Raw genomic sequence first — 9632 nt, forward strand, 5'->3', positions numbered from 1 at the left:
ATTATTTTAAAGTAAAAAAATTGTAATTTGTAAAATTTAAGGGATCTAAAGGGAAACCCTTATTCCAAATCTCAAAGTGTAGATGTGGCCCTGTACTTTTTCCTGTACTTCCAACTTTACCTATAATCTCTCCTTTTTTTACCCATTCTCCCTTTCTAACTACTATTTCTTTTAAATGGCCGTAAAATGTTTTCATACCGTTTTTATGATCAATCCAGAGATAAAGCCCAAAATCTTTATCAATACCTTTTTCTATAACGATACCTTCAAGTGGAGATTTAACCGGTGTACCAAGAGGAGCTACTATATCAATCCCCGGATGAATGGGAGAAAATAAATTACTTATCAGTCCCTTGACCGGAGGTTCAAAATATAAAGTTAAATCTTTGAATTCTTCCTTTTTACTTAGATTATGCACAAGTGTATCTCTTATCTTTGAAACATCTTTTAAAACTTTTTCTGGTCTTAAGAGATTTTCTAACTGATTAGAAAAGGCAATAAACTTTTTAAGTTTTTCTTCAATTTCTGCTATTTTCTTCTCACGAATTTTTGCTTTTTGTAGTTCATACTCAAGTAACTTCATCTTAGTAAAATTACTAAACATCCAAATTGAAAAAAGTAGTGAAATAAACTGAAAAGAAATAATAAAAATTATAAATCCCTTCAAAATTTTTAACATTAAAGGAGATAAATAAATGTCTCTTACTTTTGATGATCCCTCGGGTATAAATTTTAAAAATAATCCCTTTCCTCTTTTTCTCAACTTAGCGGAGGTTCCTCAATTATTGCTTTAATAAGCTTATAAACCTCCTCCAAATCACTTTTTAAAATAAAAGAAGAAGGTGAATGAGAGTATCTGATTGGTATTGTGATAGTAACTGTAGGAAGACCGCCTCTTGCAGTTTGTATAGAAAAAGCATCTGTTACTCCATAACTTCCAGCGTCTCTTTGAACTCTAATACCTCTTTTTTCAGCAAGATTTTCCAGGTAACTTATAAGTTTTAGAGGAAATATCGTTCTTGAATCCATTACTCTAATTCCAGCACCGCCTCCTAATCTAAAAGATCTTTCAGGTTCTGTATAAGTATCTCCAGTTGTTGACACATCTACTGTAAAAACGAAGTCTGTTTCAATGTATTCAGAGAAAACTCTTGCTCCTCTTAAACCTAACTCCTCTTGGACATTAAAAACAAAATATAGATCTCTTTCAAAATCTTCATTTTCCACTAATAGGTTTAATAAAAGGCTAACACCTGCTCTATTATCCAAATTTCTCGCAATTATTTTGTTGTCCTGAATGACAAAATTTGAATATATCACCGCCGGCTCTCCAATTGGGACAGTTTTAAGAGCCTCCTCCTTTGATTCACAGCCTATATCAATAATTATTTCTTCAAAGCTACCTACATCGTGCTTTTTCCAATTTTTTCCATTGAATATACCAATAACACCGTTCCTAAATATAACCCTATGCCCTGTGTAAAGATGAGGATAAACCCCTCCTATAGGTGAACATTTTAAAAATCCTCTTTTGTCAGCATCTATACAAACAATACCTATCTCATCGATATGAGCTGAAAAAGTTATAGTGGGTTTTTTTCCTTTATTATAGACAACCAAGTTCCCGAATCTATCTTCTTTTATATCAAACTTTTTCTCTTTTAATAGTTCCTTAATTTTTGCTTTTACGCTTTCCTCAAAACCAGAGGGCCCAAAAACCTCACACAATTCCCTTAAAACTTTCTCCATACATCTCCTCCATAGTTTTTAAAAGCAATCTTTTAGTATTATAATAATCTTCCTCAAAAATCAAAGAAGCTTTTGAATGAATGTATCTACAAGGAATAGCCATAACAAGAGTTTTTACTCCTTTATTTGATAAAGAAACAGGTCCACCATCTGTTGAACCAGTAAAGGGAATTTTCCATTGAAATTTAATGTTATTTTTTTTAGCAGCTTTTTCAACGTAATTTAGCAAGACTTCATTTACAATTAAAGATCTGTCCATTTTTGTGATTACAGGACCATGTCCTAATTTAGGATAATATTCCTCTTCAGGATGATAAGGTTCAAAAGCAAAAGTACCCTCAATAACAAAAACAAGGTCAAAATTTTTTCTAAAAGATGAGACTCTTGCACCCAGTAAACCTGTCTCTTCCTGGACTGTAAAGACAAAATTAGTATTAAATGGTAGATCCTCATCAATTATTAAAGAAAGAACTAGTGCTGTTCCTGCTCTATCATCAAATGACTTTCCCTTATAAACTCCTTTACCAATTTCTTCAAATTTTGTCATAAAGACACCCTCTTCACCTAATTCAACTTTGTTTTTTGCCTCTTCAGCTGTGTAGGTCCCTATATCTATTAAAAGATTTTTAAAGCTGTATTCAGTCTGCTTTTTTCTATGAGGAGGAAGGCTTATAATAACACCTTTAACACCATTTAAAAAAATCACCTCTGTGCCAGGTAAAATCTCCGCATCTATACCACCAATTGGTCTAAACTTAATATAACCATCAGAAGTATACCCAGTAACTATAAAGCCTACCTCATCAATGTGAGCCATCACGCTTACGTTTAAATTTATTTCTACTTTTCCTTTTTTAAATACATAAATATTCCCAAAAAAGTCTTCTTCGTAGGGTATTTCTTTTTCATTTAATTTTGACTTGATATAGTTTTTTACCTCATCCTCTCTACCAGAGGGTCCCTTTAGTTCGGATAACTCTTTTAAATACTCTATCATTTTAAACCCATCAAGTTTTTCAAAGAGTCTATTTTAGTCCTTACAAAGTCGGGTAAATTTTTAAATCTTTCAGCGAGCTTCCAGATGTTTCTGAAGTTAAGTGTATCTTTCTTTAAATAATAAAGGGTAAGAAGATCTATAATTAAAAAGGGATCAACATATCCCATACTTAAAGCCCTATTAAGGTTTTCTTCTGCTTTATTCAACTGTCCCAATCCAAGATAACTTTCACCCATAACTCTAAAGACCTCTGGAACTTGAGCTTCTTTTAACGTTTCTTGAGCTTTAAGTAGAGCCTTTTCAAACATACCTGCACGGTTATAAAGATCTGCTAATGTTAATTTCACAGCTAACCATGCTCTCCTTTCATCTGGCTCATCCCCTCTTACATCTCCTTCAAAAAGTTCTGAAAATTCAAACTCCCTTATTGCTTTTTCTAAATTACCAACAGACTGATAATAAAGACCAAGAACTATCGCTAAAGATCTATATTGTGCAAGCAACCTATCATGTGTTAAATCCTTAAAGACACTTTCATCTTTTTTACCGTCCTTTATTATTCCTCTGTATTTAAATTTTTTATGTAAGTATTCTTCGGTCTTTTTTACATCCATCCCAGTGCCAAATGGAGAGTTTATACTTTGCTTAAAAGGCGTGAGCCTATATACCATACCTTCAAGTAAAAGATAATCTGTAAAGTCTTTATAAGCCCTTCTTTCACAAGTCATTGAAAAAAATAGGGGTGGATTAGGATTTTTGTTTTTACCCTTTTCTATAACTTCTTTCATAAACTCCTCACCACTTAAGAGAAATATTTCAGGTATTGAAACCCCAGTCGGTAAAGTTTTTGTCTTTGTGTTTTCGTTAAACTCATAACCAAATACACCAGCGATTATGTCTCTTATCATAATATCTCTTACTAGCATTATTCCCCTATCTGTTCTAAAGGGAACAAGTTTTCTTATCTCATCTTCTGAAAAGTGAATTGGAACTCCCCATCTTTTAAGCTGTATGTTGTACCAATCTGTATTTAAAAGAGAAAGGTTAGCAACAATAACATTTTTTTTGTATCCGAATATGTTTTGTAACGCCCAAAGAGGGAAAGTATCATTATCTCCGTTTGTGAAAACTATTCCACCATCATCAACACATGAAAGAAGATTATAAGAATAATCCTCCGCAATGTAATTCAAACTTCTATCAACTTTATGATAAAATGTAGTAATTTGCCATATTGGAATTAAAAGTGAAATAGACATAAAAATATATTTAAAGTAAGGTAGAAATTTTTCTTTTAGATTCTCAAAAGTTAACCTAATAACTTCAAAAAGTCCAAAACCAGCGTATAGTCCAAAGAAAAAGTAGCCTGGGATGAAAAAGTAGTCTCTATCTCTTACCTCAGTTGGAATTGAACTTAAAAGTTGAAGGAAATTTGGACTATTTAGATCAAAAATAGCTAAGACTTCCCTGATTCTTGGAGAAAAGAGAAATTTTGGAAATTGATTAATATACTCAAGGAAGGTTATAAGTGTAGAGGGATAATTTAAATTGAGCTGAACTATAAGTCCAAATGTGCCCATTAAAAAGGCACCTCCAAATAATATGAAACTTTTGATATCTGAGTATATATGAGCAATTATACCTAAAATTCCTAAGATTAAAATAAGAGGTATAAATTGAAAAGAGAAGTAGTAAAGAAATCCCCAAATTTGATCTATAAAAGCCCAAAATTGGTTATAGACAGGTACAGAAATAAACTCTCCTTCTCTTACATTACTAGTTCTTCTTGGGAAAATATTCATTGGTTCATACTGCTTCCTAGATAATACATCCCAAAAGGCTTGCCAAGTCTTAGGCTCTACTTGGTTTATAGGAATATCAAATCTTGACCTTATCAAAAGATAAGCCTCAGGCGTCACTCCAAGAAGAATCATAAGAAGCGTAAAACCTCTTGCATCCAAATAAAGTCTTGTATATAAGAAAAATAAAACAAATGTTAGAAAAGCTGAAGTAAAAATCAAAATTTTCCAAGCTTTAAAAACAGAAACAATGGAGGTAAAAGCTAAAATAAAGAAAGTTATGTCAAAAAAATTAAGGAGAAATTTTCTGTTATGTTTTTCCCATATACCTAAGTAAGTTAAAGTATAGCCTAAAATTAGAAAAACGATTAAAGCTCTGAAACTATAAGGTTCGTAAGTTGCCCTTAGTGCGCCTACAAAAAGAAAAAAGAAGCCTAACGTAGAAAAAAATTGTATATTAAAAATTTCTTCCTTTTTGATAAAAATTATAAATAAAATTAGGACAGGAACTATGATTAAGGATAAAAGATGAATACCTGAGCTTAAGGATAAAAGATAAAAGGAAGTAATTATATATCTTACTGACTCTCTATTATCCTTTTTCTCCCACCATTTATAAAGAAGGTAAACTGATAGAACTATAAAAAATGTTGAAGGCATGTAAGTTTCTGCTTCTATACTACTCCACCAGGTCGTAAAGGCAAAGGGTGCACATAAAGAGCCCATAAAAGCTGAGAAGTGAGTTAAAATATCTGGAATCTTTTTTGTAACTCTATTTAAAGTCTTATACAGAATCAAATAACCTAGAGCAGATGAAAAAGCACCTGAGAGAATTGAGATAAGTGTAATTTTTTGAACTACGTTTAAAAAGGGTAAAGGAATTAGGGCGAAAAATCTACCGATAATAACGTAGAGAGGGGTACCGGGTGGATGAGGTACACCTAAGATGTAGGAAGTTGCCAGAAACTCCCCGACATCCCAAAAAACGATTGTAGGAGCCGTTGTTTTAAGATAAATTGAAAAAGTAATTAAAAAAGATAGTGAGAAAAAAACTTTAGTTAAGTTTTTATTTCCCATAATGCTCTTCCATTTCACCTTCCTCTTCAATTTGAGCGTGTGCAGCAGCTATTCTCGCAATCGGGACTCTAAAGGGTGAACAAGAAACATAATCAAGACCTATTTTATGACAGAATTTAATTGATTCTGGGTCACCACCGTGCTCCCCACATATTCCAATTTTTAAGTTAGGATTTGATTTTCTCCCCTTTTGAACCGCAGTTTTCATTAAACTACCAACTCCCTCTTGGTCTAATGTTTTAAATGGATCATCCTTTAGAATTCCCTTTTCAATATAGTAATGCAAAAATTTTCCAATATCATCTCGTGAAAAACCATACACTGTTTGTGTTAAATCATTAGTTCCAAAAGAGAAGAAATCTGCAACCTTTGCTATTTCACCTGCTGTTACACATGCTCTAGGTAGCTCTATCATTGTCCCTACTTTATAATCAATTTTTACCCCCTCCCTTTCCATAACTTCCTTAGCTACTCTTTCAACTATTTCTCTCTGTAAAACCAATTCATCCTTTATTCCCACTAATGGTATCATGATTTCTGGAAATACTTTTATTCCCTCTTTTATAGCTTTTGCGGCAGCCTCAAAGATTGCTCTTGCCTGCATCTCTGTAATTTCAGGATAGGTGATACCAAGTCTACATCCTCTGTGACCAAGCATTGGGTTCATTTCTTTAAGAGCCTCCGTTATCTTTTTAATATCCTCTAAACTTTTCCCCGTCCTCTGGGCAAGTTTCCTCATGGATTCTTCATCTTTAGGTAAAAATTCATGAAGAGGAGGATCAAGAGTTCTAATTGTTACGGGATAACCGTCCATTTCCTTAAAGATTAGATAAAAATCTTCTCTCTGTAAGGGCAGAAGTTTCTCAAGAGCCCTTTTTCTTTCCTCTTCAGTTTCTGCAAGAATCATTTCCTGCATTATATATATCCTTTCTCCCTCAAAAAACATATGCTCGGTTCTACATAAACCAATTCCCTGAGCTCCAAATTCTCTTGCCTTTCTTGCATCTTGAGGTGTATCAGCATTTGCTCTAACCCCTAGTTTTCTTATTTTATCAGCATAACTTAAGAGCTCCATAAACTCTGGGAATATCTCTGGTTGAATCAGATCAGCTTTCCCAACGTATACCTTACCAGTGTTTCCATCAATACTTATAAAATCACCCTCATTTAACACTATTCCACCGACTTCCATAACTTTTCTTTGTTCATCTATGTGAAGAGCCTCACAACCAACAACGCAGGGTTTGCCCATACCTCTTGCAACAACAGCAGCATGTGAAGTCATACCACCTCTTGCTGTTAAGATACCCTTCGCTCTTGCCATGCCGTGGATATCATCAGGAGAGGTTTCAAGTCTTACAAGTATTACAGGTTCACCCATTTCGGCTCTTTGAAGGGCTTCATCAGCTGTAAAGTAAATTTTTCCTACTGCTGCACCTGGAGAAGCTGGAAGACCAACTGCTATAGGTGTATTCTTTTTCTCAAATTCACTTGAAATTTGTGGATGCAAAAGCTTTTCTATATCTTCACAAGAAACTCTTTTAAGTGCAGTTTTTTCATCGATTATACCCTCTTTTACCATACTTACGGCTATTTTGACAGCAGCCTTTGGGGTTCTCTTTGCAACTCTTGTTTGCAAAAAGTAAACCTTTCCCTTTTCTACGGTAAACTCTATATCTTGAACGTCCCTATAATGTTTTTCGAGTTTTTCAAAAGTACTTACAAGCTGGTCATAAATCTCAGGGTTTCTTTCTTTTACTTCTAATAAGGGTAAGGGAGTTCTTATTCCTGCTACAACATCTTCACCTTGTGCATTAAAAAGAAACTCACCGAATACTTCTTTCTCTCCTGTTGAGGGATTCCTAGTAAAAGCAACACCTGTGCCTGAATCTTCTCCCATGTTACCAAAAACCATAGCTTGAACGTTACAGGCTGTTCCCCAACTATCTGGAATTTTATAAATTCTTCTATACTCCACTGCTCTTTTGTTATTCCAGGACTCGAAAACTGCTATGATTGCTTTCCATAATTGCTCTTTTGGATCTTGAGGAAATTCAATATTTTTCTCTTTTCTAACAATATCCTTAAATTTCTCTACGATTTCTTTTAAATCATTTTCATCCAATTCATGGTCATATTTTACTCCTTTTTCTTTTTTCTTTTGTTCAAGTACTTCCTCAAACTTTCTTCTCTCAACTCCTAGTACAATATCCGAAAACATCATTATAAATCTTCTATAGGAATCATAGGAAAATCTCATGTTACCAGTTAAATTTCCAAGACCTATAACTGTTTCATCATTTAGTCCGAGATTTAAAACTGTATCCATCATTCCGGGCATAGAGGCTCTAGCTCCTGATCTTACGGACAAAAGGAGGGGATTTTTTGGATCTCCAAACTTTTTACCTGTTCTTTTTTCAAGTAATTCAAGAGCTTTTTCGACTTCTTCTTTTAGCCCTTTAGGTAAAGTTTTCTTTTTAAAATAATAAACACAAGCTTCTGTTGAAATAGTAAAACCTGGTGGAACATTTATACCTATTCTTGTCATCTCATGAAGATTAGCCCCCTTTCCTCCCAAAAGATCCTTCATATACGCATTTCCCTCAGCTTCATTCTCCCCAAAAGAATATACGTACTTCTTCATCTTTGTTGATTATTTTTCTAGACTCTATGGGGAATAGAACCCGGATGAGTATATTTTTAACTTTTAAACGTTAATTTTAAAATGAAGTACTTAATAAATTCAAACTATTCTATAAATGAAGAGTACACTTTAGCTTTTTGAAATTAAAACACAGTCTTAAGACTAAAAATAAGTATTTTTATCCCTTAACTACTCCAATGGGTATTAATCTAGCAACTTTTTTTGATATTTGTGCTCTATGAACTACGTCTACTATTAAATCGAGATCTTTATATGCATCTGGTATTTCCTCTTCCATTGTATCTCTCGAAGCAACTCTTATTTTTACTCCAATCTTTAAGAGTTCTCCTTGAATATCTCTTCCTTTGGCGGCCTTTATAGCTGCTGCCCTCGAAAGAACTCTTCCTGCGCCATGGCAAGTAGAGCCGAAGGACTTTTCCATAGCCTTCTGTGTGCCAACAAGTATATATGAACCTGTTCCCATGCTTCCGGGGATCAAAACAGGTTGTCCTATATCTTTATAAACTTCTGGAATTTCGGGATGACCAGGAGGAAATGCTCTTGTAGCTCCCTTTCTATGAACCCAGACCCACCTTTCTTTTCCTTCAATTTTATGTTTTTCTCTCTTTGCGATATTGTGAGCTACATCGTATATCATATCTATACCTAATTCACTTGAACTTTTCCCCAGAACTTTTTCAAAGCTTTCTCTTACCCAATGAGTGATCATTTGTCTGTTACACCACGCAAAATTTGCAGCAGCATTCATGGCTTTAATATAGTCTTGAGCTTCCTTTGAGGAAATAGGTGCACATGCGAGTTGGTTATCTGGAACTACTATATTGTATTTTCTCATCGCATTCATCATTATTCTGATAAAATCATCGGCAATCTGATGTCCAAATCCTCTTGAGCCGCAATGTATCATAATACAGACCTGCCCCAAAAATAAGTTCATCTTTTTTGCAGCTTCTTCGTCAAATATCTTATCGACCACCTGTATTTCAAGAAAATGATTGCCCGAGCCAAGTGTACCAAGTTGTGGCATTCCTCTTTCTCTTGCCTTCTTAGATACAGGATCTGTTCCGGCATTCTCCAGTGAACCATAGGACTCTGTTCTTTTTAAATCCTCTTCTGTACCGAATCCTTTTTTAACAGCCCATTTTGCTCCTTGAATCATCACATCTTCTAAATCTCTCTCACTTACTTTTATTTTACCTTTTGATCCAACTCCTGATGGTACATTGTAAAATAGAGCATCTAAAAGCTTATCAAGATACTTCTCTATTTCCTCTCTTTTTAGGTTTGTTCTTAACACTCTTACTCCACAGTTTATATCATATCCTACACCACCAGGCGAGATTAC

6 protein-coding genes are annotated in these 9632 nt (G+C 34.1%); all 6 read right to left on the bottom strand.

Annotated elements, in window-relative coordinates; all coding sequences use genetic code 11:
* Position 1: 1 nt before the first annotated feature.
* Entirely contained in the window at positions 2–763 is a 762-nt protein-coding gene (locus ABDH49_00550) for a M23 family metallopeptidase (GenBank protein MEN3045468.1), read from the bottom strand.
* Positions 760–1749, bottom strand: a complete 990-nt coding sequence (locus ABDH49_00555; protein ID MEN3045469.1) for a M20/M25/M40 family metallo-hydrolase — start codon at positions 1747–1749, stop codon at positions 760–762. The genes ABDH49_00550 and ABDH49_00555 overlap by 4 nt, the downstream gene beginning before the upstream one ends.
* Complete coding sequence (locus ABDH49_00560) at positions 1721–2746, bottom strand: M42 family peptidase (protein MEN3045470.1); 1026 nt, start codon at positions 2744–2746, stop codon at positions 1721–1723. The genes ABDH49_00555 and ABDH49_00560 overlap by 29 nt, the downstream gene beginning before the upstream one ends.
* Entirely contained in the window at positions 2743–5622 is a 2880-nt protein-coding gene (locus tag ABDH49_00565) for a DUF2723 domain-containing protein (GenBank protein MEN3045471.1), read from the bottom strand. The genes ABDH49_00560 and ABDH49_00565 overlap by 4 nt, the downstream gene beginning before the upstream one ends.
* Entirely contained in the window at positions 5612–8266 is a 2655-nt protein-coding gene (gene ppdK / locus ABDH49_00570) for a pyruvate, phosphate dikinase (protein ID MEN3045472.1), read from the bottom strand. Before ppdK ends, ABDH49_00565 begins: the two co-directional genes overlap by 11 nt.
* A gap of 178 nt (positions 8267–8444) precedes the next feature.
* The coding region (locus tag ABDH49_00575; protein ID MEN3045473.1) for an RtcB family protein at positions 8445–9632 on the bottom strand (1188 nt) is incomplete at its 5' end.

It is taken from the genome of Candidatus Hydrothermales bacterium, from assembly GCA_039630235.1.
GTDB lineage: Bacteria > Hydrothermota > Hydrothermia > Hydrothermales > JAJRUZ01 > JBCNVI01.